The sequence below is a fragment of the Eudoraea adriatica DSM 19308 genome, from assembly GCF_000382125.1.
Taxonomy (GTDB): Bacteria; Bacteroidota; Bacteroidia; order Flavobacteriales; family Flavobacteriaceae; genus Eudoraea; species Eudoraea adriatica.
The window spans coordinates 617117-643745 of sequence record NZ_KB907546.1 but is presented as its reverse complement, the minus strand read 5'-3'; the positions used below and the strand labels follow the sequence as shown (position 1 = coordinate 643745).

The 26629-nt window shown below is 37.1% G+C and carries 31 protein-coding genes; 17 read left to right on the top strand and 14 right to left on the bottom strand.

All coding sequences use genetic code 11. The annotated features are described in order from the left end of the window. Window positions 1-25 precede the first annotated feature (25 nt). From G504_RS0103140 to G504_RS0103115, 6 genes are all read right to left on the bottom strand, one after another. Window positions 26-781 carry a LytR/AlgR family response regulator transcription factor gene (locus G504_RS0103140; protein WP_019668683.1) on the bottom strand — a complete coding sequence of 252 codons (756 nt, stop codon included), beginning with the start codon at window positions 779-781 and terminating at the stop codon, window positions 26-28. 64 nt (window positions 782-845) lie between these two features. Then, window positions 846-1163 carry a 2TM domain-containing protein gene (locus G504_RS0103135; protein WP_019668682.1) on the bottom strand — a complete coding sequence of 106 codons (318 nt, stop codon included), beginning with the start codon at window positions 1161-1163 and terminating at the stop codon, window positions 846-848. A gap of 24 nt (window positions 1164-1187) precedes the next feature. Then, window positions 1188-1490 carry a 2TM domain-containing protein gene (locus G504_RS0103130; RefSeq protein ID WP_026348361.1) on the bottom strand — a complete coding sequence of 101 codons (303 nt, stop codon included), beginning with the start codon at window positions 1488-1490 and terminating at the stop codon, window positions 1188-1190. Window positions 1491-1567: 77 nt separating this feature from the next. Beyond that, the gene (locus G504_RS0103125) at window positions 1568-1849 is read right to left on the bottom strand and encodes a 2TM domain-containing protein (protein WP_019668680.1); all 282 of its coding nucleotides are present in this window, start codon (window positions 1847-1849) and stop codon (window positions 1568-1570) included. 137 nt (window positions 1850-1986) lie between these two features. After that, a complete protein-coding gene (locus tag G504_RS0103120) occupies window positions 1987-3318 on the bottom strand; it encodes a 2TM domain-containing protein (RefSeq protein ID WP_019668679.1) in 1332 nt (443 codons plus the stop codon). Next, window positions 3318-3689, bottom strand: a complete 372-nt coding sequence (locus G504_RS0103115; RefSeq protein ID WP_019668678.1) for a hypothetical protein — start codon at window positions 3687-3689, stop codon at window positions 3318-3320. The genes G504_RS0103120 and G504_RS0103115 overlap by 1 nt, the downstream gene beginning before the upstream one ends. Window positions 3690-3829: 140 nt before the next feature. Between G504_RS0103115 and G504_RS0103110 the strand changes: the two genes are divergently transcribed. Next, the gene (locus G504_RS0103110; protein WP_026348360.1) at window positions 3830-4444 is read left to right on the top strand and encodes an FMN-binding negative transcriptional regulator; all 615 of its coding nucleotides are present in this window, start codon (window positions 3830-3832) and stop codon (window positions 4442-4444) included. Between the two features lie 40 nt (window positions 4445-4484). Here the strand turns inward: G504_RS0103110 and G504_RS0103105 are convergent, their stop codons facing one another. Together G504_RS0103105 and G504_RS0103100 are read right to left on the bottom strand one after the other, a co-directional pair. Next, window positions 4485-5222 (bottom strand): LytR/AlgR family response regulator transcription factor, encoded by a 738-nt coding sequence (locus tag G504_RS0103105; RefSeq protein WP_019668676.1) that lies wholly within the window; start codon window positions 5220-5222, stop codon window positions 4485-4487. 2 nt (window positions 5223-5224) lie between these two features. After that, window positions 5225-7186, bottom strand: a complete 1962-nt coding sequence (locus tag G504_RS0103100; protein ID WP_083930689.1) for a sensor histidine kinase — start codon at window positions 7184-7186, stop codon at window positions 5225-5227. A 205-nt stretch (window positions 7187-7391) separates the two neighbouring features. Here G504_RS0103100 and G504_RS0103095 point away from each other — a divergent pair, with 205 nt between their 5' ends. The 11 genes from G504_RS0103095 to G504_RS0103045 all read left to right on the top strand — a co-directional run bounded on the left by G504_RS0103095 (window position 7392) and on the right by G504_RS0103045 (window position 17888). Continuing rightward, window positions 7392-7907, top strand: coding sequence for an ester cyclase (locus tag G504_RS0103095; RefSeq protein WP_019668674.1), 516 nt, complete (start codon window positions 7392-7394; stop codon window positions 7905-7907). A gap of 48 nt (window positions 7908-7955) precedes the next feature. Further along, window positions 7956-8726 (top strand): hypothetical protein, encoded by a 771-nt coding sequence (locus tag G504_RS0103090; RefSeq protein ID WP_019668673.1) that lies wholly within the window; start codon window positions 7956-7958, stop codon window positions 8724-8726. 78 nt (window positions 8727-8804) lie between these two features. Beyond that, window positions 8805-9320: a nuclear transport factor 2 family protein gene (locus G504_RS0103085; protein ID WP_026348359.1), complete on the top strand. Its 516-nt coding sequence runs from the start codon at window positions 8805-8807 to the stop codon at window positions 9318-9320. A 26-nt stretch (window positions 9321-9346) separates the two neighbouring features. Further along, a complete protein-coding gene (locus G504_RS19070) occupies window positions 9347-10270 on the top strand; it encodes a nuclear transport factor 2 family protein (RefSeq protein WP_019668671.1) in 924 nt (307 codons plus the stop codon). A 49-nt stretch (window positions 10271-10319) separates the two neighbouring features. Further along, window positions 10320-11084 carry a hypothetical protein gene (locus G504_RS0103075; RefSeq protein ID WP_051089553.1) on the top strand — a complete coding sequence of 255 codons (765 nt, stop codon included), beginning with the start codon at window positions 10320-10322 and terminating at the stop codon, window positions 11082-11084. Window positions 11085-11276: 192 nt separating this feature from the next. Then, window positions 11277-13304 (top strand): S9 family peptidase, encoded by a 2028-nt coding sequence (locus G504_RS0103070; protein ID WP_019668669.1) that lies wholly within the window; start codon window positions 11277-11279, stop codon window positions 13302-13304. Window positions 13305-13384: 80 nt separating this feature from the next. Beyond that, window positions 13385-13765, top strand: coding sequence for a hypothetical protein (locus G504_RS0103065; RefSeq protein WP_019668668.1), 381 nt, complete (start codon window positions 13385-13387; stop codon window positions 13763-13765). 7 nt (window positions 13766-13772) lie between these two features. Then, window positions 13773-14717: a sugar phosphate isomerase/epimerase family protein gene (locus G504_RS0103060; protein WP_019668667.1), complete on the top strand. Its 945-nt coding sequence runs from the start codon at window positions 13773-13775 to the stop codon at window positions 14715-14717. 115 nt (window positions 14718-14832) lie between these two features. Then, window positions 14833-15597, top strand: coding sequence for a DUF6090 family protein (locus G504_RS19065; protein WP_019668666.1), 765 nt, complete (start codon window positions 14833-14835; stop codon window positions 15595-15597). A 280-nt stretch (window positions 15598-15877) separates the two neighbouring features. Further along, the gene (locus tag G504_RS0103050) at window positions 15878-17161 is read left to right on the top strand and encodes an MFS transporter (RefSeq protein ID WP_019668665.1); all 1284 of its coding nucleotides are present in this window, start codon (window positions 15878-15880) and stop codon (window positions 17159-17161) included. A 307-nt stretch (window positions 17162-17468) separates the two neighbouring features. Next, window positions 17469-17888, top strand: coding sequence for a DUF2141 domain-containing protein (locus tag G504_RS0103045; RefSeq protein ID WP_019668664.1), 420 nt, complete (start codon window positions 17469-17471; stop codon window positions 17886-17888). A gap of 70 nt (window positions 17889-17958) precedes the next feature. On the opposite strand, the gene G504_RS0103040 is transcribed toward G504_RS0103045, so the two are convergent. Next, entirely contained in the window at window positions 17959-18438 is a 480-nt protein-coding gene (locus G504_RS0103040; protein WP_026348358.1) for a Dps family protein, read from the bottom strand. Window positions 18439-18538: 100 nt separating this feature from the next. On the opposite strand from G504_RS0103040, the gene G504_RS0103035 reads away from it, so the two are divergent. Further along, entirely contained in the window at window positions 18539-19480 is a 942-nt protein-coding gene (locus G504_RS0103035; RefSeq protein WP_019668662.1) for a LysR substrate-binding domain-containing protein, read from the top strand. A gap of 27 nt (window positions 19481-19507) precedes the next feature. On the opposite strand, the gene G504_RS0103030 is transcribed toward G504_RS0103035, so the two are convergent. Then, window positions 19508-19705, bottom strand: coding sequence for a hypothetical protein (locus tag G504_RS0103030; RefSeq protein WP_019668661.1), 198 nt, complete (start codon window positions 19703-19705; stop codon window positions 19508-19510). Window positions 19706-19916: 211 nt separating this feature from the next. Between G504_RS0103030 and G504_RS0103025 the strand changes: the two genes are divergently transcribed. Further along, entirely contained in the window at window positions 19917-21116 is a 1200-nt protein-coding gene (locus tag G504_RS0103025) for a D-alanyl-D-alanine carboxypeptidase (protein WP_240473019.1), read from the top strand. On the opposite strand, the gene nudK is transcribed toward G504_RS0103025, so the two are convergent. The 4 genes from nudK to G504_RS0103005 form a co-directional block, all read right to left on the bottom strand. After that, entirely contained in the window at window positions 21113-21694 is a 582-nt protein-coding gene (gene nudK, locus G504_RS0103020; protein WP_019668659.1) for a GDP-mannose pyrophosphatase NudK, read from the bottom strand. The genes G504_RS0103025 and nudK overlap by 4 nt on opposite strands. Window positions 21695-21737: 43 nt before the next feature. Continuing rightward, window positions 21738-22391, bottom strand: a complete 654-nt coding sequence (locus G504_RS0103015) for a DUF2461 domain-containing protein (RefSeq protein ID WP_019668658.1) — start codon at window positions 22389-22391, stop codon at window positions 21738-21740. Window positions 22392-22432: 41 nt separating this feature from the next. Beyond that, window positions 22433-23233: a TIGR00266 family protein gene (locus G504_RS0103010; RefSeq protein ID WP_019668657.1), complete on the bottom strand. Its 801-nt coding sequence runs from the start codon at window positions 23231-23233 to the stop codon at window positions 22433-22435. Window positions 23234-23313: 80 nt separating this feature from the next. Next, window positions 23314-23769: a DUF4442 domain-containing protein gene (locus tag G504_RS0103005; protein ID WP_019668656.1), complete on the bottom strand. Its 456-nt coding sequence runs from the start codon at window positions 23767-23769 to the stop codon at window positions 23314-23316. A gap of 133 nt (window positions 23770-23902) precedes the next feature. On the opposite strand from G504_RS0103005, the gene G504_RS0103000 reads away from it, so the two are divergent. From G504_RS0103000 to G504_RS0102990, 3 genes are all read left to right on the top strand, one after another. After that, window positions 23903-24385 carry a DUF4870 domain-containing protein gene (locus G504_RS0103000; RefSeq protein WP_019668655.1) on the top strand — a complete coding sequence of 161 codons (483 nt, stop codon included), beginning with the start codon at window positions 23903-23905 and terminating at the stop codon, window positions 24383-24385. A 160-nt stretch (window positions 24386-24545) separates the two neighbouring features. Next, window positions 24546-24881: a PadR family transcriptional regulator gene (locus tag G504_RS0102995; protein WP_019668654.1), complete on the top strand. Its 336-nt coding sequence runs from the start codon at window positions 24546-24548 to the stop codon at window positions 24879-24881. A 2-nt stretch (window positions 24882-24883) separates the two neighbouring features. Further along, window positions 24884-26611 carry a PspC domain-containing protein gene (locus tag G504_RS0102990; protein WP_019668653.1) on the top strand — a complete coding sequence of 576 codons (1728 nt, stop codon included), beginning with the start codon at window positions 24884-24886 and terminating at the stop codon, window positions 26609-26611. The last annotated feature ends 18 nt before the right edge of the window (window positions 26612-26629 follow it).

Sequence of the window (26629 nt, the reverse complement as noted above, 5' to 3'; positions counted from 1 at the left end):
CTCTATATCAAATTTTTAATTAGGTTTATTCTAACCATAACTTAAAATCTTTAACTCTTTCTCTACTAACGATTATTTCCTGCTCATTAAAGCGATTTAATTTGATATTTAAGCGAGAATTAGTGTAAGAAACAATATCTTTTATGTAGTTGATATTGACATAAAATTTTCTGCTCACTCTAAAGAAAATTTGCGGTGATAATTCATTTTCCAGGTTTTCCAAAGTTGTATCCATCAGGTAGTTTCTCCCTTCTTTGGTTGCAGCATAAGTGCCTTTATTTTCACTATAAAAACATTCAATTTCATCTGCATTAATAATTTTCAGATGTTGTCCCAGTCTAATGGTAAATCTTTTTTTGTATTCTCTTTCAAGGGGGTTTACCAGGAATTTTTTAATATCATCAAAATCAAGAATTATCTGACTTTGATCTGGTTTTAGATTTTGATATTTTTTGACTGCGCTCTCCAACTCTTCATCATCAATTGGCTTTAGAAGATAGTCTATGCTGTTAAGTTTAAAAGCCTGCAATGCATATTCATCATAGGCAGTTGTAAAAATAATAGCACTTCTCACTTCCACGAGATCAAATATTTCAAAGGACAATCCATCAGATAATTGAATATCCAGGAAGATCAGGTCCGGATGTTCATTTTTCCGGAACCAATCTATAGCTTCTTCCACAGAATGAAGCATAGTAGACACTTCAACATCAAGTTCACCCAGTAACCTGGCTAAGCGCCGTGCTGCTGGTTTTTCATCTTCTATAATCAATGCATTCATTCCAATCCCTTAATTAATAGCTGTTATTTTCTAAATAATTGAGCAATAAACGGTATTGCCTGATCTATTTGAATTTTTCAGCATCGCGTTTGTCTTTTTCAATATATTTCTGAATTTGCCGTTCTTCCCATTTCTTTCCAAACAGAGGATTAAAATTAAAAACATGTGCCCAATGAAAGGCTAGTCCTATGCCCCAGAATATCAAGGTGAAAAATGTGGAGAATTTCCAGAATGATTCTCCTTCGTACATTGTCCTTATATAAATATTAACAAGAATAAATGAATTAACCACTATGTAAACAGCCAAATGAATATAAAACCCTTTTATCTCTTCTACCCTTTTCTTAGCCCTTTCGAGCTTATTTTGATCTTCAGCTTCCATTAGTATTTTATTTATATCTATTATCTACTCCCACCTGTTTTTATGCTCATCTTCCCGCATGATCTCCTTAATTTTTCGCTCTTCCCAACCCTTTCCAAAAAAAGGGTTTAGATTAAAAGTTTTAATGGCATGAAATATTATCCCAATTCCCCATCCGAATGCGGCCCACAAAAACCACATATTCCGCCATTCATTAGTCCAGTAATTTAGGATTGCCAAAAAGGAAATTATTAGTATATACGAAACTATATTTCCGTAAAATTTCTTTAAGCATTCCACGCGTTCTTTGGCCCTCAGGTACTTGGTTTCTTTGCTAAAATCTTCCATGATATTATTGTTAAAAGTTATATCGCTTATAAAAGTTGCCATCGTAAGCGACTGCAGTATTCAATTTTCAGAATTACTTATAAATTATTTTTGTTCATCAATTCCTGTATTTTTCGGTTCTCCCACTCTTGTCCCCACAAAGGATTGATTCCTAATGCCGCCATGCCTTTAAACACAAGGCCCAGGCCCCAGCCAAGAGCAGGGAAAATGGCCCATGGGAAGCTGGTAGTCTGATAGTTTACCCATATCAGGACAGGGATAATTATGCAGTACAAAGTACTACTTACATAAAATTCCTTTATAGCTGTTACCCGCTTTTTTGCCCTTAAAAAGCCCGCATCATTTCTATTGTTTCCCATAACTCCTCTTTGGTTAAAATTTCCGTTTTTTAATTACAAGCCAAAATTCTGAAATGTTGATGGATCTTCTGAATATTAGTTTCTCAATCGTATTTTTAGACTGATGAATTGTAATTCCGGGTAGGATTGAACCTATCCTAAAACTTATCATTATCCATTAATTCCTTTATCTTCCTTTCCTCCCAATTCTTACCCCATAATGGGTTGTAGCCGAAAGCTTCCATTCCATGCATTAATAGGCCAAAACCCCATCCCAGTGCAGGAAAGATTGCCCAGGGAAAACCTGTTGACCTTAAATTTAACCAGACCAAAAAAGGGATTACAATGCAATATGCAGTAAGATTTCCATAGAATCCTTTAATTGCTTCTACCCGTTCTTTGGCTTTCTGATATCTCTTGTCACTAATATAGATTTGTTGCGATTCCTGCATACTAACCATCTTTGTAAGCATAGGTAATGCAATTTTAAACTCCTTCGGGGTTTTTGTTATTTTTACTTCTTTGTCCGACAGGATACTATAACGCTGCTGAATATTCCTGAGCCCTACCCCACTGCTCTTCTTGACCACCTGTTTCTCTTGTAAATTATTCAAAATGACAAGCGCCCCATTCTCTTCAAAAACCTTAATATGCAATGGTCTTGCACTGGTTACAACATTGTGTTTAACTGCATTCTCCAGTAAAAGCTGCAAGGATAGTGGCACAATCTTAGCTTCAGGATCACTACACTTTTCAGGAATATCAAAGACAATGCTGTCTTCAAATCTCATTTTTAATAATCGAATATATGTTTTGGCAAACTGCAGTTCCTCGTCAACGGTTACGAGATCTTTGTTTTTTTGTTCCAGCACATACCTGTAAACTTTAGATAGTGAAGTCGTAAATTTTTGAGCCTGATCCGGATCCTCCTCAATTAAACTGGTAAGCACATTAAGGCTATTAAATAAGAAATGAGGATCCAGTTGATTTTTTAAAGCATCGAACTTGGCTGAAGCTGTTCCGGCAATTATCGTTTGTTCCTTTACTTTTTTATCCTGTAAAGCCCTGTAAAAGTAAAGTGCATGAAAAAAAATGGAGATAACTATGGTAATTATTAGTGCTATCAGGTAATATATGGTCCTTTCACCGGCAAGGAACTCCTCCCAATTGGCTCCTTCAAATCCCATCCGAATCAATATTCGTATCCAAAGAATACCAATCATGGTTATAACTATTCCACCAACAGCCCCTATGACCAATCTATACTTGCTGTACTTTTTCCATACAACGCGCCTATTTAAATAGACAAAAAAAGAACTGTTAATAAGTGTGAGTACTACGGAATAAAGCAAGGTATAACCAACACCTACAAAAAATTCTTTATTAAATTGAGCAGAGCCATTGGCAAAGAATTCAATACCAAGAAAGATAACTGACAGGATTAATCCTACCAATATTCCTACCATGAATGTCTTAAACAGATATTTCATTATTTACAACCTTTGTTATTCATTATTTTATGGTTACTAAAATTTTTATGGGTCATTAGAGTGCTATCATTTTCCCTATTGAGATAAAATGGGCCTACGGGTTTAAAGTTAACAAAAAGTTCCAATGACGGCCCCGGATCTTTCCACGAAGGAGCTGAATCTCTTACAAGGTATTTGCAAGAATCCTCGTCGCATGCAACCTTAGAAAAGATGACTCCGGGATAATCACGGATCAGAGCCAAAGTCCTGGCATAAATAAAATTGCTATTCCCCCAAAGCGTAAATTCCTGTTGCATGCCCTGCGTATATTTATCCTTACCAAAAACTGAAAACCCTATCAAAAATGATAGTAGTACTAATTTGCTTTTCATTTTATTGCGATTCAAAGCTTACTGGTTCAAAAATGCTCCTAAAAACCTTATCTGATAAAAAAGAATGCCTGAACTGTAGTTTTAGAATGACTAATTGTAATTTAGCTTCAGCTTCCGCAGGAATAAATAACACTAAAACCATGTATATCCCACAGCACTATCGAAATGAAAACCTTAAAGAGGTCCGGGAATTCATCATAAATAATTCGTTTGGTATTTTAATAAATCAAATAGAAGGCAAGCCCTGGGCAACTCATATCCCCCTGGAATTAGACAAAAACAGTAATGGCAATGATATCCTTTGCGGTCATATTGCCAAAGCAAATACACAATGGAAATATTTTGACCAAGGCGGTGAAGTACTTTGTGTTTTTAATGGTCCGCATAGTTATGTTTCTTCGTCCTGGTATGCGGAAGAAGAAGTTCCTACCTGGAATTATGTTGCAGTACATGTCTATGGGTTGTTAAAAATACAGGACGAAAATGCGCTGATGGCCTCTCTTCACAAACTCGTAGATAAATATGAGCATAAATCAGAAAATCCTATTTCCCTTAATGAGTTATCCGGTAGTACCCTCAGACAAATTAAAGGTGTTGTGGGTTTTGAGATTGAAATCAAGGAAATTCAGGCAGCCTATAAGTTATCACAAGGTCGTGAAGATGATCATCCAAAAATAATTGAGGAATTAAAAAAAAGTGATACATGCGGTGGGCAAGCTATAGCAGAAGCAATGAAATGCAAGCATTTAAAATAAAGGAAACAATTAGTTTACAGAAGAGGGAATGCTTTAACCCTTAAATGGTGTGCAATCTTCCAAGTAAAAATTCCTTGTACGACTTACTTATCGGAATAACCTTTCTGCCTATCTCCAGATGACTATCTGCTATAACATCCAATTTGCAAATATTGACTATAAATGACCTGTGGACACGCAAAAAGCAACTTGCCTTAAGTTCATTTTCAATTGCTTTTAAAGTGCTCACAACAAGGTATTTACCCAGAGTAGTATAGATATTACAATAATTCCGTTCTGCCTCTATATAAAGAATTTGGTCCATTAATATTTTTACCATTCTTCCGTTATACCTTACAAAAATACGATCAGGCAAAACCTGTAAATTACTTTCGGGCCGAAATTGTTTCAGACTTCCATTATCCTTTATTTTCTCTACAACCAACGCAATCGTGCGCTGAAGATTCAATTTGTTAAATGGTTTGGAAATAAAAGCATAAGGTTGCGTCTCTTTTGCCCTGGCAAAAGTGCTGTCATCATTGTTGGCAGTTAAGTATATTATAGGTATTTCATTTTCGAGATGAATGGCGATAGCTGCATCTATGCCATCAATTGAACCTCTTAGATTTACATCCATCAAAATGATATCAGGCTTATTTTTGTTTGCATTACTAATAGCGTCTTCGCCTCGTGAAACAATGCCAATAACTTCATAACCCAACTTTGTTAATTGCAATGAGAGATTTGCTGCGATAATCATATCGTCTTCCACAATCAAAATTCTAATTACATTATCCATGTTTAAGCTGCTTTATGGTTCAGGAATTCAAAGGAAACTGCTGTTCCCTTTTTAATATTTAAGGACATTTTGCCTTCTAATTGTCTTGTAAGTAAATCTATTAACTGGGTGCCAAAGCCGGTACCCTGAACTTTATCCTGATAATTTCTGCCTATTCCGTTATCTGACACATCGAGGTGCAACTGATTTCCTGATGCAACAAGGCTAATTTTTATAAGCCCTTTACGATTTTCCGGAAATGCATATTTTAAAGAATTGGTAAGCAATTCATTTACAATTAAACCTATAGGAATGGCCGTATCCACATCCAGCTGTAATTCCTTCATCTCACACATAATCTGAATTCTGTCTGATGCCCCGTAGATATCTACTATATAATTCCCAAGGTTCCTGAAATATTCCTTCATTTCTATAGATGAAAAACTTTTGCCCTGATAAAGTTTTTGGTGAATCATGCTCATACTATGAACCCTGTTCTGACTTTTCTGCATGGCATCGGCCACCTTTGAATCTCCAACCTGTTCAGATTGCAGGGATAATAAACTGGATACTATTTCCAAATTATTCTTTACACGATGATGTATTTCCTTCAACAAATATTCTTTCTCGTCATTTTGCTTTTTAAGCAGTCTGTTTTTCTTCTTATTGGTTTGGATAGTGTTATATAATAGCAATAAAATGAACAGAAGCAGACATCCAATGAGAATCATAAGCGTTTGCCTTGATCTTTGTTTTTTTATTTGATTTTCCTGCACCATTATAGTGCTCTCCTTTTGAGCCACGTCAAACTCCGTGAGCAATAAAGAAATATGCTGATCTGCCTTGGTAGTAAAAATTTCCTTTTTAAGCTTATCATACTCCGCATAGGCCTGATATGCTTCTCTGTAATTGTGATTTCCGGCATAGGCCTTACCCAATTCCTCATAGGCCTGACTAAGATAAAAGTCATCCCCAAAATCGCTGGTAGCAATTTCAATACTTCGTTTGAGGCTCTCAATTGCAGAGATGTATTTTCCCTGCAGGTTTTGCGACTTTCCTATGGATAACCAGGAACGCATTAACATAAAGTTATTATCCAGCAATTCCCCATATTTAATGGCTCTTTTCCCTGCAAGGTCTGCGGCTTCAAAATCGTTGAGATAGGCCCTTAGGTACACCATAGAAATATATACGTCGCACAGGTTATTAAAAAAGCCATATCGTTCTCCAATCGCTATGGAATGTTCATAATATTTAAGAGCTTCTTCATGCTCATTGAGTGCCATATAGCAATTTCCAACCAGGTAGAGTGTAAAATCATAATCCAGGTCGCTTAACCCTCTTTCTTCAAAAAGAGTTAAAGCCTTTAACCCATATTCCAATGCCTTTTCAAAGCGTGATTGTTTCCAAAATAAATTACTCAAATCACTAAATGCCACTGCCATTGCCCTTTTATCTTTCAATTCCTCCCCCAACAAAAAGGTTTCCATAGCAATATCGGCAGCCTTATCCAGTTTTCCCTGTCTTTCACTAACATAGCCAAGCTGAGTATAGAGTAATGGTAAGTCTTTCTTCAAAACTTTTTTCATTGCAGATTCCAAAACAAACCTTGCACTATCCAGTTTTTCCATCCTTAGGAGAATGGCTCCTTCAGTTATTTGAAACCTGCCTTCCCATAAGGTATCTTGTTTTTCACGGGTTAGTTGCAAACCTTCTTTTGTAAAACTTAGGGCTTTGGTTAAATTCCTTGTATGCCAATAATAAGCAAGGTCATTAAGGATATTGAATTGGACCGTATCTGGTTTGCTTAACGGGTAGGACCTTTCCAGGATTTCCAGGTAGGAAATTCCAAAATTATCTGTATCAACGAATACTTTATTGTAGGAATTTTCACTGGCGAAGTCTATAATCTGGGCCTGAAGAAGTTTAGTACTCAAAAATGAGCACGCCGAGAAAATCAAAACCGTAAAAAATCGGCTTACCATGATAGTTTAAAAATAATCGATGGGGACCTGCAATTTTTAAATATACAACTTTTAAACAAAAATTGCTTCGTTAAATGAAAAAGGACATTCGGACATTAAATAGAGCTGTTCGTCCTTATCTGCTTTTATTGGTGTCGGGATTTTGCTTCTTTAGCATACTCCAATGGCATAATAAATGCTAATCGGGTAATCTGTGAGGAAAATCATGTCCAAATCTATCATTTATATTTTTGTGTTAGCCATTGCAATTACGGCATGCAGAAAAGAAAACAAAAGTGCGGAATTTTCTACGAACGATAAACTTTACAAAAATTTAAATGTATTTATTGATTCGTGCTGGAATGATCAGAATGTCTCCAAACTGAATGATTTGGTTGATAGCAATTTTGTTAGGATGCTCAACGGTATAAATGTTGCCAAAAATGAAAATGAAATGGCGGCTCATATGAATGTATTTTTTACCGGCTTTCCTGATCTGAAAATTCAGTTTAGCGATGCATATATTGAAGGCAATAATATTTTTATGAATTGGGAGTGTACTGGAAGTAATACCGGCGAATTTGGTGAAATGCCAGCCACAGGAAAGAAAATTAAGATACAGGGGCTTTCCCACCTTTATTTCACTGAAGAGGGAAAACTGTATAAGGAAGATGTGTATTATAACGAACTCGACCTTTTGCAGCAACTGGGTTATAGCCTAAAATCACCAATACTTGAATAATTTAAATTCTATATTAACTAATTATGTTTAACCAAAATTGAATCACCGATGAAAAGATTAAAGACATTATTAACTAGTTTATTGTTACTAACACTTACCGGAGCAATAGGTATTGCCCAGGAAGCTAGCAGTACACAGGCATATTGGATACATGAGGATGTAGTAAAACCCTCTAAGGTAGCTGACTATGAAGCTATTTGCAAAGAACTTACGGACAATATGAAAAAACATAACATACAGGAGCTTAGCACCATAGTAACCAACACAGAAGACGACCGTTATTTATGGGTATCCCCTATTGCAAATATGGCGGATATTGACAAGCCTGTATTCAAAACCCTGATGGAGAAAATGGGGAAAGAGACCTTTTATAATTTATTTAACCGAATGGATGAATGCTATGAAGTTGAACAGGATTATATCTTACATTTAGACAAGTCACTGTCTTATATGCCAGAAGGGATCACTCAAACACCCGAAGGCGAAGATTATCGTAAATTCTTCTACTTCCATATTTCACCTTCAAACCGTGCCATGGTAAAAAAGACAATGGAAGCTGTAACAAATTTGTTTTCCAGTAAAGGTTCAAAATTCTATTACAGGGTTTACAAAAGTGGTTTTGGTACCCGAGGTGAATTTTATATGGTAGCGGCAGCTGCAAAGAATCCTGCGGACTACAGTGCGAAAGTAACGGCCAACAATGAGCTTCTGGGTGATGAATGGCCCAAATTATATGGTGAATTAAGGAGCCACTTAATGAAATTTGAAGTAGTTTCAGGAAGGATGAGACCAGATATGGGTTATAGTCCATCAGAATAAAAATTAACAACCTCACCCCGATAGTTGCGATCAACTACTGGGGTTTTTACTATTTTCTAACCATTAAAAATGAAAAAAATGAAAAAATTTCTTTTAATCTTACTGGCTACTGTGTTTTTTATAAGCTGCAAAAATGCAGAACCCCGGTACTTCTCTTCTTCACCGGAAATAGATGTTGCAAAAGCTCATATTAAAGCCTATAATGAAGGAGATTGGACTACCTGGATGTCGCATTACGCCGATACTGCTAAATTATCGCATAACACGCTGGACGAAAGCTCACCGGCAGAAGTACTGGAAGGACTCAAAGGTTTGCTTGCGGCTACATCTGGTTATGGATTTACAGACAAGGATATATTCTACGAGATGGTAGTTGACGATAAAAACGAAAAATGGGTAAACTTCTGGGGTACATGGGAAGGAACCATTGCTGCCAATAACCAGAAATTAATAATTCCGGTTCATCTTACCGTGCAATATGTGGATGGCAAAATAGTGGAAGAGCACGCGTACTATGATTTATCTGAATATATGGCAGTTATGCAAAAAATTCAATCTGAGATGGAAGTCGAGGAAGAAGAAATGGAAAATTAGACTAAAACAATAATTTAAAAAACTAAATGAAAAAAATATTATTAATTGGCCTTGCCATATCCCTTTTTATGGCATGTGAGCAAAAAGCGGAGAGGTATAGTACAACAGGACCAGAGATTGACCTTGTAAAAGGATTGCTGGCCGATTATGAAAAAGGCGATTGGGAAAGCTGGATGGAAAAATACGCGGACACCGCCAAAGTCTACTATAATCAATGGGATGACAGTATTACCGTTTCCCAGTCTATGGAAGGACATAAAGCTAATATTGCCCTTTTAAGTTCCTATGGGTTTGGAGATAATGTTACTTATGAAAAAATTATAAGTGATAACGGGAATACATGGATTAATTTCTGGGGCAAGTGGGAAGGCACACTTAAAGCAAATAACAAAACAATAGTATTACCCGTGCATCTTTCCGTGCGAGTTCTTGATGGCAAGATAGTACAGGAAAATGGCTTTTGGGATAACTCTATCATGCAAACTGCACTCCGTGAAATTGAGGAGATGAAAAATATGCCTGAAATTGAGAAGACAATTATGGACAACCACGATAAGATGGTTGAAGCCTGGAGCACTAATGATGTCGAAGCTTTTAAGTCGCTAACGGTGCCTAATGTAATTAGAAACTCTAATGGTACAAGACAAGCCAGTAACCAGTCTGAATACGCGGACATGATGAACCAATTCCATACCGGTTTCCCGGATTTCAAAGTTAAGATGGATTCCTATTTTCTAAAAGATGGTAAGTCTTATCTATACTGGACCTGCACAGGCACCAACACAGGGCCATTTATGGATAATCCGCCGACCGGTAAAAAAATAGAGATCCATGGATTTAGCGTTTGGACTTTTGACAGCAATGGTCTGGCCGTTCAGGAAGATTCCTTTTTTGACAATATGGATATGTTAAGTCAATTAGGATACACATTAACACCTCCCAAGAGCTAGTATTAAACTGTAAAATAAATTTCTAACCTATAATTAAAATCAAAACAAAATGAGAAAATTTCTTTATCTGATGTTCCTTATTCCTTTATTTGTAACATCCCAGGGCACTGACGAATACGTGGTCATGGAAAATGTAATGTTAACAGTCATCCCGTCTAAAACCGCAGAATTTGAAGCGGGTATAGCCGCACATAACAAAAAATACCATGCAGAGGGTACGCATGGTGCGCGTGTTTATTGGGTTAGCAATGGTAAAAATGCCGGAAAATATATTTGGGCAATGGGTCCATTACCATGGAGCGCAATGGATAGCAGGCCTGCAGCGGATGGGCACGATGAGGACTGGAGCAAAAATGTAGTTCCTTATACTACTGCCGAAAGCGATGTTACCTACTGGAGGTTTCACCCTAAATTCTCCAATTTTTCCAATGATTTTGAACTGAAGTATTTGTCAGTATTCATGGTGGATTTCAAAAGATTTAAGTATCCTGAAATGATCAGTATCCTGGAAAGAGTTACGAAGGTAAATATGGAAAAAAATCCTGATGAAACCTATGGTGTTTACACTAATGAAATGCCTGATACTGCAGATGGCAGAGATATGGCCTTTGTAAATTTCTTCAGCAATTCCGGATGGATGGGTCGTGAAGATACTTTTCCAAAAAAGTTTGAAGAAGTACATGGTGAAGGAAGTTTTACGAAATTTTTGAAGGACGTGGAAGCAGCGACAAACGGCGATCGAGTAGAATTATGGTCCTATAGGGACGACCTAAGCGGACTTAGCGCCACCGTAAATGCTCAGGATAGACAATAATCTAAATTAAAACCATTACTGAAGTTACAAACTGACGCAAACTTCAAACCAACCATTCAAAACCCGGTAAATGCCGGGTTTTGTTTTGCCTGTAACTATCCTTTAATTATAAAGCTGGAAAATACTTTAAACCCTTTATTAGGGCATTACAACATTCTTCATTAATTTACCGGGAATTACAACTCACCTATCATGCAAAACACATTATCTATTCTTTTTATTACGTTCTTACTATGTGGTACTGCTTACGGGCAGCACAAAACCAACCTCGAACTCACAGATATTTTTAGTTTGGAATATGTATCTGATCCGCAAATATCTCCGGATGGAACAAAAATAATTTATGTGAGGAATTTCAAGGATATTATGACCGACAAGAATCTTTCAAATTTATGGATTGTAAATTTTGACGGCTCTCAAAACAGGCCCCTGACGAATGGTAACCAAAATGATCTTGCTCCACGCTGGTCTCATGATGGTACTAAAATTGTGTTTAAGTCGAACATGCAGGATGATAAATTCAAGCTTTTTATAATGTGGCTGGATACAAAGGAATATGCAGCCCTCACAAATACGGCTTCACCACCAGGAACAGTAAGCTGGTCTCATGATGATACACATGTGGCATTTACAATGTTTGTTCCAAAAAAAACGGAATCGCTTATTAAATTGCCAAATAAACCGGAAGGTGCCAAATGGAACGAACCGCCTGTATATATAGATGACATGAACTACCGCGGCGATGGCAAAGGCTATTACAAAAGTGGTGATAACCAAATTTTTATTTTATCTACAGATGGGGGCTCACCACGTCAGCTAACTTTTTCAGAATATAATCACGGCTCCCCAATCTGGTCCGGGGACAACCAAAAACTTTATTTCTCGGCCAACCTTCATGAAAACCATGAATTTGATACGAGGAATAGTGAAATTTATGAACTTACGATAGCCAATAATTCAATTAAACCCCTTACAGATCGGCTGGGTCCGGATAATGGGCCTGCACTATCCCCGGATGGAAAACAGATTGCTTATACAGGATATGATGATAGATATCAGGGATATCAGATAACACAATTATACCTTATGAATGCAGACGGTACAAATTCGAGACTTCTCTCGGGAGACTTTGACCGGGATATTCAGAACATTAGCTGGTCCGGCGATGGGAAGGGGCTGTACTTTAAATTCGATGATAAGGGAGATACGAAAGCAGGTTATATTTCTACCTCTGGTAAAGTAACTCGTTTATTCGAAAATTTAGGAGGTTTATCTTTAGGAAGGCCTTACAATGCTGCTGCTTTTACTGTTTCAAATAATAATAAATTTGCATATACCTTAGGCGGCACACAGCATCCTGCTGATTTAGGGGCATTTTATAAAGGTAATACTCAGAGAATCACTAAACTCAATGATGATCTGTTCTCCTATAGAAATGTTGCAGAGGTCGAAGAACTATGGTGGGAGTCCTCTTTTGATCAGAGAAAGATACAGGGTTGGCTGGTAAAACCACCCGGTTTTGATCCTTCTAAAAAATATCCTCTGATTCTTGAAATTCATGGTGGCCCCTTTGCAAGTTACGGATCGGTATTTTCAGCTGAAATACAGTTGTATGCGGCTAAGGGTTATTTAGTCTTATATACAAACCCCAGAGGCAGTACAAGCTATGGTGAGGAATTTGGCAACTTAATTCATCATGATTACCCTAACCATGACTATGACGATCTTATGTCCGGTATAGATGAAGTAGTGAGCAAAGGCTTTGTGGATGAAGACAATATGTTTGTTACGGGCGGCAGTGGCGGAGGAGTTTTGTCTGCATGGATTATTGGAAAAACAGATAGATTTGCTGCAGCAGTTGTTGCCAAACCGGTCATTAACTGGTATAGTTTTGTTCTTTACGCAGATGGGGTAGGATTCTTTTATAAATACTGGTTTCCAAATAAACCCTGGGAAGATCCCAGCAGCTACCTCAAAAGATCTCCACTATCCTATGTGGGAAATATTTCAACACCTACCATGCTCTTAACAGGAGAAGAAGATTACCGAACTCCAATTGCCGAATCCGAGCAGTTTTACGCCGCACTTAAACTGGAAAAAGTAGAAACGGCAATGGTACGAATTCCCGGGGCATCTCACGGTATTGCCAGTAAACCAAGTAACCTTGTTGCAAAGATAGCAAGTGTGCTGGCCTGGTTTGAAAAGTATAAAAAAGACTAATCCCTAAGATTTTCTACATATATTTTTTTTACGAAAAAGTATATAATTATGACTATCTTAAAGGTCTGGAAAACTGACAAATGATACACAATAAATACTGGCAGGCCTTTTTCGCATTATCCCCCATTATTATTTTATTTATTATGATGCTGGCGTATTTTATTTTTATTTTTTCAATACTCAATAATATCCCTGAATTGGAGCAGGCTCATGATAAACCCCCGGAGCTGATTTTGGAATGGATAGGTTCTTTCATGATTGTGATTTTTTTGGTGGTACTGCTTTCCATTTCAAGTCTGGTGTTCTTTATAGTACACGCCGTACAGAATCCCAACCTTAAACAAGGGCATATGCTGCTGTTGTGGATTTTATTGTTCATTTTTGTCAGTGGCCTGGGGCAATTGATTTATTGGCTGGTTGAAATTGTATCGAAGAGGTCTGAAAATCCTCAATTAGAATAATTTCCCGATGGAATCCAGAAGATCCTTTGTTAAAAAAACTGTACTTGGCAGCGCAGCTCTTATGTCTCCTTTTACAGATATGGATGCATTTAATTCAGGTTTAAAATCTGCTTTACCAAAGATATCACTTGCACAATGGTCCTTAAACAGGGCTTTTTTCAAAGGTGAATTAAATGCCATTGACTTTCCGGATATCGCTAAAAACTCATATGGAATCAATGCCGTAGAATATGTAAACGCGTTTTATAAAGAATACGGGGAAGATGAAAAGTTTTGGAATCAACTTAAGCGCAGAGCGAATGATGCAGGAGTAAATAACCTTCTGATCATGGTTGATGATGAGGGAGAACTTGGAAACCCCGATGACAAAGAGCGTACACAGGCCATTGAAAATCATTACAAATGGATTGAGGCTGCGAAACTATTAGGATGTCACTCCATCAGAGTTAATGCCTTCGGACAGGGGAATAAAAGCACGCTAAAGAAAACCCTGGCAGATGGCTTAGGAAGACTATGTGACTACGGTGCAAAGGAAAATATTAACGTACTGATTGAAAATCATGGCCTGCATACGTCTGACGCAAAGTTTATAACCTCAATAATAAAAGAAGTTAATCACCCTAATTTAGGAACCTTACCGGACTTTGGAAACTGGTGTCTCAATGCCAAATGGGGAAGCACGCAGAATGACAAGTGCACGGAAATGTATGATCCTTATGAAGGAGTTACAGAATTTTTACCCTTTGCAAAAGGTGTAAGCGCCAAGTCTTACAATTTTGACAGTCATGGCAATGAAACTTTTCTGGATTACGGAAGATTGCTTAAAATAGTAAAGGATTCCGGATTTAATGGTTTTATAGGGATAGAATATGAGGGTGAAAATCTAAGCGAGCCGGAAGGCATCCAAGCAACCAGGGCACTGATAGAAAAAGTCTGGCTCAATTCAGAATAAGGCAGTTTTATATTTTCAGGTGGTTTAACCATAAGTACCTGTGTTAATTGATTATTCAGACACTACAAAAGCGCTTTACTCCTATTTTAGACTTCATTAGTACAAAAGAAAACCAATGATAAAATTCTTCCGAAAAATTCGACAAAAACTACTCTCAGAGAATAAATTCAGTAAATATCTGATTTATGCAATTGGAGAAATTGTGCTGGTTGTAGTTGGAATACTAATCGCGCTGCAAATCAATAATCAAAATATTTATACGCAGGAAAGATCAATTGAAAAAACGTATCTGATTGCCCTTAAAGAAGAATTTAAGACCAACAAAAATAAATTAGACGAAACTATTGCCTTAAACAATAACATAATTGTTGGAGTCGATAACTTAATTGGGTTATTTCAGAAAAATGTTATTGATACCATCTCTGAAAAGGTTGTAGTAAATTATTTTTTTGAAACATTTTCAAGTGAAGTAAACTATACTCCAAGCACTGGAGTGCTAACAGAAATCATAAGCTCTGGTAATTTAAAACTAATACAGAATCAGGAATTAAAGCAGAAGCTCGCCTCTTTTGAAAGTTCTTTAGAACAAATTAGCCATCAGGAAAATGAAATAAATATTCCCCGACTCGAAATGATGCAGCACTTTAGGAATCAGGCAAATTATAAACGATATTTAGAAGAACTCGGAAGCGATTCTAATTGGGAATCAATATATGAAAACAGGAGTAATAAGGAACTTTTTAAGTCATTACATTTTTTCAATAGTTTATACTTTTTTCAAATAACATCAATAGCGGCTAATCGCTCTTTTTATGTCCCAATAAGAGAAGATATGGAAGCAACAGTAAAGCTAATTAATTCAGAATTAAACAAACAATAGCCTTGCCTCACATAGCTATTTGTAATCTTCCAAAGGCGGACAAGTTCCTTGTTCTTAGCTGCCTCTGAATCCTTGTGGAAGTGTTCAAAACGTCTCAGGTATATATTATATCCTACGTAATAATTTCTATTGTACCTTTCAAAATAGCAACTATTGATATTGATAAAAAAAAACCTATTTTTAATAACTAGCCGAACAACTCCTAACTAAACCAATTAAAATGTCGCAAATTTCTATTAGCTCAGTCAAACCCAGATTAACTTTCTGGCAAATCTGGAATATGAGTTTTGGATTCCTGGGAATCCAATTCGGTTTTGCATTGCAAAATGCCAATGTGAGCAGGATTTTTGAAACACTGGGTGCATCTAAGGATGAATTGCCAATTCTATGGCTGGCAGCACCGGTAACCGGCCTTCTGGTACAACCCATTATTGGATACTACAGCGACAGGACCTGGCACCGGAAATGGGGAAGGCGAAGGCCCTTCTTTGCTATCGGAGCAATCCTTGCCACTATCGCCTTGTTTGCTATGCCAAACTCAACGGCACTTTGGATGGCTGTAATTATGCTATGGCTGATGGATGCATCAATCAATATAAGTATGGAACCTTTCAGGGCTTTTGTAGGTGATATGTTGCCCAATGAACAACGGACAGGTGGATTTGCCATGCAAAGCTTTTTTATTGGTTTAGGTGCCATTATTGCCTCTGCCCTACCCTTTATAATGACCAATTGGTTTGGGATAGAAAATATAGCCGCGGATGGCGGCATCCCGGATTCGGTAAAATGGTCTTTTTACCTGGGGGGGATAGCTTATTTCACCGCCGTTATGTGGACCGTCTTCAATACTGAAGAATATCCTCCCGATGATATTGAAAAACTCAAAAACGAGAATGCAGAGAAAGGCGTATTCACAGGGCTTAAGGAGTCCTTTATGGGAATTTTTAAAATGCCCAAAACTATGGTGCAGCTTGCTTTTGTTCAGTTCTTTTCCTGGTTTGCATTATTTGCTATGTGGATCTACACAACTTCAGCGGTAACAAGTCATGTTTACCAAACTTCAGATACTACTTCTGCATTATACAATGAGGGGGCAGATTGGGTTGGAATTTGTTTTGCCATATATAATGGCATCGCAGCGCTGGTTGCCTTTTTATTACCTGTTGTAGCTAAAAAAATAAGCCGAAAGATGACACACCTGGTTGCACTGGTTATCGGAGGAATTGGGTTGATCTCAATTTATTTTATTTCTGATCCTAACTTATTGCTTGTATCCATGATAGGTGTTGGGATTGCCTGGGCGAGCATTTTATCCATGCCCTATGCTATGCTATCCAGCATCTTGCCTGCCAACAATATGGGGTATTATATGGGAGTTTTTAATTTCTTTATAGTCATTCCACAAATTGTAGCGGCAGGGATCCTCGGTTTCATGCTAAAGTCTTTTTTTGGTAATGTTTCTATATATGCTTTGATAATTGGAGGGGTTTCAATGATCATTGCAGGATTCCTCTGTTTAATTGTTCAGGACAAAGAGACTCCTTTGGATAGTCCAAATAATTGAATGCACTATTACCCTGGTTTAGGTTATTGTTTCCTAATAGTTTCTTTACTTGATTACTCTTTTATATCAGCACTTGTGGCCCATAAGAATCCGGCAAAAATACTTATGAGTTATTGATGCAAATTTGGGCATCATTCCTGCCTTCGAATAGACCAGAATATTAAATTAACTTTTAAATAAGTTGAATTGAAGCATGTAAAAAATGAACACAATTCACGCCTTATATTCTACAGTTGGGTTTATAATATTCAGAGATCTATGTAAGGTTTAAGAAGTTTGTACCATCATTAACATCAAAAACAGCAACATGAAAACTTTAGCACTTCTTTTAAGCTTATTTATTACGGCGATAATCGCCAGCGCGCAGGACACAAAAAGTGTGACCCTTACAGTCACTGTTGAAAATGTCGCAACTAATGAGGGGCAAATCCTGGCAGCTCTGCATACTCGGGATACTTTTATGAAAGGCCCCGGAATTCAAAATTTCAAATGCAGCGCAAAGACAGGGAGTATTTCCTTCGTTTTTGAAGATGTTAAGCCCGGTACTTATGCAATATCATCCATGCATGATACAAATGAAAATCAAAGAATGGACTTCAAGGATAATGGAATGCCAAATGAAAGTTATGCTATGAGTGGCAGTGAAATAATCATGGGGCTTCCAACCTTCCACGATGTAAAGTTTGAAGTAGGCGGTAACGATCTTGCATTGAAACTTCGTTATTAAATCCTGATAAAACTAACAAAGGCCCGCATGCGGGCCTTTTTATTTATCAGTATCAATTAAAAAATTAAAATTAAATCTCCTCCGCCAACCAGGCTTTCATCATCCAAACGGTTTTTTCCTGTTCAGAAATAAAACTACTCATCATTGAATTTGTGCCCTCATCATCAGCTGCATCGGAATCTGCCAAAATTTTACGTTCAATAATCAGAAGCTCTTTTATAGAATCAATAATCAACTTAATGGCTTTTTCATCCTTGGTTACATCTTTTCCTATCGGGACATTTGAATTTTTCAAATAATCATCAAAAGTGTGAAGCGGTACTTCGCCCAGAGTTAATATTCGTTCAGCTATTTCATCTACTTTTATGTTTGCATCGGTGTATAGCTCTTCAAATTTAACATGCAGGTCAAAAAAACTTTTCCCTTTTATGTTCCAGTGAATCCCTCTTAGGTTCTGATAATACGTTTGAAAGTTGGCTAACAACTTATTCAAATCTTTACTTAATGCCTTTGATTTCTCTGCATTCAGGCCAATACTGTTTAATTTCATCATGGTTTCTTTATTTGTCATAAAATTAATAAATATCTATCCCTTTTAGTATAAATTTTATTGATAGTTCTTATATTTGTATTACGCAAAATTATCGTAGATGACCATTACCCAATTGCAATATGTTTTGGCGGTGGCGGAGTACCAGAATTTCACACTGGCTGCCGAAAAAAGTTTCGTTACCCAACCCACTTTGAGCATGCAGGTGCAAAAACTTGAAGACGAACTCGACGTGCTTATTTTTGACAGAAGCAAGAAGCCGATACGCATAACAGAAGCCGGTCAAAAGATTGTTGCACAGGCCAAAAACATAGTCAATGAAGCAGAAAGAATCAAGGATATAGTTGATCAGGAAAAAGGGTTTATTGGAGGTGAGTATACACTGGGCATTATTCCAACGGTTATGCCCACTTTGCTACCCATGTTTCTTAAAACATTTATCAACAAGTACCCTAAGGTTAATTTGATAATTAAAGAGCAAAGTACAGAAACCCTTATCAGAAACATACAGGAGGGGCATTTAGATGGAGCGATTGCCGCCACACCTCTGAAAATAGAGTACATAATAGAAAGACCATTGTACTATGAACCTTTTGTAGGGTATGTCCCAAAGAATCACAGACTTAGAGAAATAGACAGGCTGGATCCGGGTGATCTTGATATTAGTGACATCTTATTATTGAAAGACGGGCATTGTTTTAGAGATGGCGTAATTAATCTGTGTAAAACCCCTAAAAACTATGAAGATGAGCATTTTCAGCTTCAAAGCGGTAGTTTTGAAACCCTGATAAACCTGGCCGATGAAGATATGGGAATGACCCTTTTGCCATACCTGAATACACTGGAACTGGATGAGAAAAGAAAGAAAAATTTAAAATATTTTAATAACCCTTCTCCTGCGAGAGAAGTAAGTCTTATTTACCACAAAAGCGAACTAAAAATTCAGATTACAAGAGCATTAAAAGAAGTTATTTCCGGAATTGTGCGGGGAGCAATTGCTTTTCAGGATGTGAAAATAATTAGTCCCATCCATAAAAATTAAAAGCCACCTCAATGGGTGGCTTATGGGTTATACTTTTAAATAAATTAGTGTGGGTTTTAGCTCTGGTTTATCTGATATAAAGACTTGCAACCAGGCTTTCAACTCTTCAATTTCATCAGGCAATAGTTTAGAAATTGCTTTTTTAAGTTCTTTACTAAAGAGTTTTACATCAAAACTTACTTTTTGGAGTACTGTTTTATAATACTCCAACATAGATTTTGCCATATTAAGAGTTTGTTTTAATTAGACTGTTGTTTCAAAAATAACCAAAAAATGGTATACAATATTGTATGGTTTCCGTTAAAAATTGGATAATTTCATGTTAAAACTTAAATCTCTCTAACCAAGTACCCGATTTAAATTGAAAAGAATCCTAAATAACTGCGTCTTAATCCTGCTAACAGTACTTATCGGAGCCTGTGCAGCAAGCAAAAAATTGGATAAAACCATAAGTACAGCATTGAATCCTGAAACTTTTGGAAATCATTTTTCGGGAATAATGATCTATGATCCAATTTCCGGGGATACAGTGTACCAAGATAACAGTGAAAAATATTTTACTCCGGCAAGTAATACAAAAATATTTACGCTGTATACCTCCCTATTGCTCCTTGCCAAAGATATCCCGGTAATAAAATATTGCAATGTAAACGATACGTTGTTTTTAGAAGGCACAGGTAATCCCTCACTTTTACATCCATTTTTAAAAGATAGTTCTGTTATCCGGTTTTTAAAGGGCTATAAAAATATCTCCATAAATCTGAACAACTTTACTGACACCAGGTTCGGGCCCGGATGGGCCTGGGAAGATTATGACGGTTATTATGCTGCTGAACGAAGTGGCTTGCCTATTTTTGGAAATGTCGTAACTATTTATAAAACAGATAGTTTACAAGTAATTCCCGGTTATTTCAGGTCGAATGTAAGCCTGCTAAAAAACACAAGGAACCGCAAAATTGATTCGAACTCTTTTTATTACGATCCTGCAATTAAAGACACTCTTGAAATTCCTTTTAAAACAGATAGTCTTGTCATTCAGGGACTTTTAGAAGCTGCCATCGGCAGAGAAATCTCCTTGGTTTCAAAAATGCCCTGCAAAGAGAAAAAGATACTCTCGGGAATAAATACAGACAGCATAAATAAAAGAATGATGCAGGAAAGCGATAATTTTTTAGCTGAGCAATTACTTCTGACGGCTTCCTCTACCCTATCAGATACCTTAAACACACAAATTGCTATAGAATACATGCTTAAAACTCACCTTAAAGAATTAAAACAGTCGCCCAGGTGGGTAGATGGTTCCGGACTTTCGAGGTATAATCTTTTTAGCCCTGAATCAATGGTATATGTTCTGAATGCCATGTATAAGGAGATTCCCAAGGAACGACTATTCAATCTTTTTGCTCAGGGAGGAGAATCTGGTACAATAGCGAATTGGTACCCGGGTAATCCTCAACCCTATATCTACGCTAAAACGGGCTCACTGGGAAATAATCATAATATAAGTGGCTATTTAATAACTAAATCAGAAAAAACCCTGATATTCAGTTTTATGAACAATCATTTTAAGAATTCTGTTTCGGAGATAAAAAAACAAATGCAGTCTGTCTTTGAATGGCTGCGTGATAATTACTAAATTATGTTATTTAAGCGTGCATATTGCAGGAGCATTATGGTTTTCGCGTCTTTTATTTCGCCATTTGTGATCATATTGAGGGCAGTATCAAACAAAACCTCCAGAACTTCAATATTTTCGGTCTCATCCTCTGCACCCCCGCCGTCGCCTATTTTCATATGTTCCCGGTATTCCCCGATAAAAAAATGAAGTATTTCCGTTACGGCGCCCGGTGACATATACGATTCAAATACCTTTTGTACATGATCTATACGATAACCGGTCTCTTCTTCTACTTCTTTTTTAATGCAATCTTCCGGCTTAGCCCCGTCCAGTACCCCGGCACAAACCTCTATCATCATACCTGAGGGATTTCCATTTACATAGGTGGGCATTCTGAATTGCTTTGTAAGAATAACTGTTCCCCGATCTTTATTATACAAAAGGATTGCTGCTCCATTTCCGCGATCATACGACTCCCGAATCTGCTTTTCCCAGCTACCATCCTCCTTTTGATATTCATAGGTGAACTTGTATAAGGTGTACCAATTATCTGATAAAATGTCTTTATTAATATTTCTAATCTTGCTTTTACTCACTTTTTCCCGACTTATATAAGTTGAAATATCCTCAATAATTTGTTTAAACGGTAAGTGCCTTATTTAAGTACCTTCTAAAGGGAAGCATTTCTCTATATACTTTGATTACAATTTCTTTAAAATCACTGCTTAATACCTGATCTTCAGAAAGTGGATAAACTACGGCAAAAGATTTATGCTTCAATAAATCTATGTAAGGGTGTTCCTTTTTAAAACCTTTTGGAGCACCCTTCAATTTTTCGTCAATATACAGCGAACCAAAAGCTTTTTTAAATGAATCTTTATTGATGATTTCTATTAATTCTTCCCCATTATAATCAATTGCGTCTCTAATACTGCGAAGAGATTTTGGCTCTGGCCGCCAAATACCCCCTGCAAGCAAAGATTCATTTATGCCAATCTGAACATAGAAATCTCCGGTGCCCGGTTCTTTATCCAGACCTGCACCAAAGTGATCCTTGTATACAGGTTTATGCGGGTGATACATCAGGTTGTTGTTAATCCTGTTTATGCCCTTTTTCCCGGGAGTGCGATAATAATGCTTGTCAATATCCGCCAGGATATCATCCACATCATCTAACCAGTCAATAAATTCTGAACGAATTTCCCTGTATCGGTTTCGGTTGAAATCCATCCAAACCCTGGAGTTGTTTTGCTCCAGTTCCCTTAAGAAATCAAATAGCTTTTTAAAATTCATTAGGAGATCCGTTTGGCGCTTCCGGTTGTATTGGTGTTTATTTAAAATCGATTATCCCCGTCCAGGATATCTCCTAATCCTCCTAATATACTTCCTTCGCCTTTGTCTTTACCTCCCCCTTTTGGTGCTGCAGCCCAAACTCTGCCAGCCAGCCTGCTAAAAGGCAAGGATTGGATATAGACCGTTCCGGGGCCCCTCAAAGAAGCGAAAAACAAACCTTCGCCACCAAATACAGTATTTCGTATTCCTCCAACAAACTCAATATCGTAGTCTATGTCCTTTGTAAATCCGACAATACAACCGGTGTCCACTTTTAAAATTTCACCGGGCCCTAGTTCCTTCCTGGCCATGGTTCCTCCTGCATGCACAAAAGCCATCCCATCACCCTCGAGTTTCTGCATAATAAACCCTTCACCACCAAAAAGACCCCTTCCCAGGCGCTTGGAGAACTCAATTCCAATAGATACTCCCTTGGCTGCACATAGAAAGGCATCTTTCTGACAGATAAATTTCCCTTGTTTCTCAGATAAATCAATTGGTAAAATTTTACCAGGATATGGCGAAGCAAAACTAACTTCTTTTTTACCTTGACCCACATTCAAAAAGGCCGTCATAAACAGGCTCTCCCCTGTTAAAATTCTTTTTCCTGCTGAAAATATTTTACCAAGTACACTGTTATCCTGGTTGGAACCATCCCCAAAGATAGTATCCATCTTTATATCCGTATCCATCATCATAAAGCTACCCGCTTCGGCTACTACAGCTTCCTGAGGATCCAGTTCAATTTCCACATACTGCATTTCTTCGCCGTATATGTGGTAGTCAATTTCGTGTGCATTCATTTTTATAGGTTTTTAGTGTCAATTGTTAGTTGAAATAAATTTTAAAATGTTACAACAACATCCCAAATTTATTAAATGTATCAGGCTCTCAATTTTACTGTCCATTCAAAGTTGAAGGTAGAAACTATAAGTCCGGCTTCATTTACACCCACAGATTTCATCCAAAAGGTTTGCCCTTCCCCTGTTGCGATAGTCCGGTCCAGTGCTTCCTTTATTTTCTTTCCATCCTTACATGTGAATGTAATTTTACCGGTCGCTTTCTTCGAAAAATTACCTTTATTGTTAGCTACAAGCATGGAAATGTTTTCACCACTGTCCCTTATTTGTGAACTTACCATAATCCCGGTACTAAGCTCAGCAGCCATTCCCTGTACAGCCCAGAACATAGATTTAAACGGGTTCTGATTAAACCATTTGTGTTTTACGGTAACCACTGCATTCTCTTCATCGCAAGATTTAAGTCGAACCCCGCACCACCAGGCCGATGGCAATTTGAAAAATGAGTAAAGATTGAATTTACCGGGATTTAGGCTCATTAGACTATATATATGAGGTAAAAATACATATTCTATTTTAACTAATTAATGTTAATTATTTGTTAAATATTAGTACTATGTTTTGCATAATACCTTCTTTTAGCTATATATTTGCATAAGAAACTAATATGCCATGACAGAGACATTGACCAAACACGAAAGAAATTTATCTGCAGTTATACATGCATCAACACTAAGCAAGTATTTTATTCCCTTTGGCAACTTTCTTTTGCCATTGGTCTTATGGATAGGAAATAAGAAGGAACACGGTTTCGTAGACTACAATGGCAAGCAGGCCCTGAATTTTCAAATCAGCCTCTTATTGTACTCTATTATACTTGGTATCATAACCGTTCCTTTTGTGCTGGGTTTTTTACCGAGCATTTTCGAAGGCGGACTTTTGAATATTCGCGATTACAATGAATTCAACAATATCAATTTTCATTTTTTAGGAGAAAACATGCGTTTAGGGTGGTGGCTTTTGCCCATAGGAATTACCGGCATGTTGCAGGTTGCGCTCTTTATCATAAATATAGTTTATACCATATTAGCCACCTTGAGAACAAATGAAGGACAGTACTTTAAATATCCAATTACGATAAATTTTATAAAATAATAAACAGCACTAATCACGCTGCAGAATGGAAGTTATTCATCAATAAAAAAGAGTTTATTTATCAATCACCATCAAATGAAAAACAAAAAAACGAACAGTTAACCAGATGCTGAATTAAAACCGTAGCGGGTGGAGCAGCACAAAACAGAATTATGATATTATGAACATAGAAAACACAAAAGCACAGATGCGGAAAGGAGTTTTGGAATATTGCATACTCTCCATTCTAAAAGGAGAAGATAAGTATGCGTCCGAAATTCTGGGTAGCCTTAAGGATGCAAAAATGCTGGTAGTTGAAGGCACAATTTATCCTTTACTTACCAGGTTAAAGAACGCCGGCTTGCTGAATTATCGCTGGGAGGAATCCACCTCCGGCCCCCCAAGAAAATATTACGCACTTACAGAAACGGGTAAAGTATTCCTGAAAGAGTTAAACATAACCTGGGATGAACTTCGAAGTGCAGTTAATTTGGTTACCAATACTAAAAACAAATAATAATGAATAAAACAGTAAATATAAATCTCGCAAATATACTTTTTCACATAGATGAAAAAGCATTCAACAAATTACAGCGCTACCTGGAATCAATAAAGCGCTCTTTTTCCGGAACAGCCGGAAGCGATGAAATCATTGCTGATATTGAAGCCAGGATAGCTGAACTCTTCCAGGAAAAAATGGAAAACGACCGGCAGGTCATCACCCTCAAAGAGGTGGACGAGGTCATCAACATCATGGGGCAACCTGAAGACTACATGGTAGATGAAGATATTTTTGAAGATGAACCCAGAAGAAGTGCGGAATCTCGTCCAAAAATTAAAAAACTCTATAGAGATATTGACAACAAATATATTGGCGGAGTTTGTGCCGGGCTGGAACACTATCTTGGAATTGATGTCATCTGGATACGCCTTATTTTTATTATCCTGGGCGTTTTTACAGGGTTTGGGTTTATTGCCTATATCCTTCTTTGGATTTTAGTGCCGGAAGCTGCAACCACCTCTCAGAAATTAGATATGAGGGGTGAACCCGTAAACATAAGCAATATTGAAAGAAAAGTGAAGGAGGGTTTTGATGATGTTGCAGATAAGGTGAAAAGTGTAGATTATGAAAAAGTAGGCAATAAGGTAAAAAGCAGTGGCAAAACGTTTTTTGATGCCCTTGGCGACATTATCATGTTCCTATTCAAAGTTTTTGGAAAATTTATTGGGATCTTATTAATCATAATAGGAGCAGCAACTCTAATCGGTCTCTTTATAGGATTGTTTACCGTAGGAATATTGGATATTGTACATATCCCCGGAATTGACTTTTATGATATGGTAAATTCCACTTCTGCACCGGTTTGGCTTGTTTCATTATTGTGCTTTTTTGCTATTGGCATTCCATTTTTCTTTTTGTTATACCTCGGATTGAAAATTCTGGTTAATAACCTTCAGTCCATTGGAAACATAGCTAAATTCTCTTTATTGGGATTATGGCTTCTCTCAATCATCGGGTTAAGCGTTCTTGGAATTCAACAGGTTTCAGCCCATGCTTTTAATGGAACAACTACAATTAAAGAAGATCTGCATTTTCCGCAAGGGGTTGATACTTTGCGCATTAGTTTATTAGCCAGTGATCTCTACGAAAATCGCGAAAAAGTTGGGATAAATGGAATGACTTTAACCTACAATGAAGAAGGAGATAAATTGTTATTTGACGATGATGTAAGGTTTGACATTAAAAAATCTGAAGATTCTCTGGCTCACATTCGTATTCGGAAAGACGCGGACGGAAGTTCTTTTGAAAGTGCAAAAAACAGGGCGTCCAAAATTGATTACACTTATGCCGTAGAGGCTAATGCCCTATTGCTGGACAATTTTTATACTACAGCAGCGAAAAACAAAGTAAGGGATCAGGAAGTAAGGGTAACCGTTTTTGTCCCATCAAATAGTGTCATACAATTTGATGAATCTGCCAGGCGCCATATAGGAAGAGTAACACAATATGATAAAGATATTTATAGAAGTAATATTGTTGATTATCAATGGCTTATGCAGGATAATGGTGTGCTAAAATGTCTGAATTGTCCGGAAGACCTGGAAGAAAATGAGGAAGAAGATGAAAATGGTCGAATAATAATCAACGGTAAAGGTGTAGATATTGATATCAAAGAAGACGGGGATTCCTTTAAAATGAAAATTGATGAAGACGGAGTGAGGATCAAAACCAACGAAAATAACTAGAGAAGCTTACATTTCATC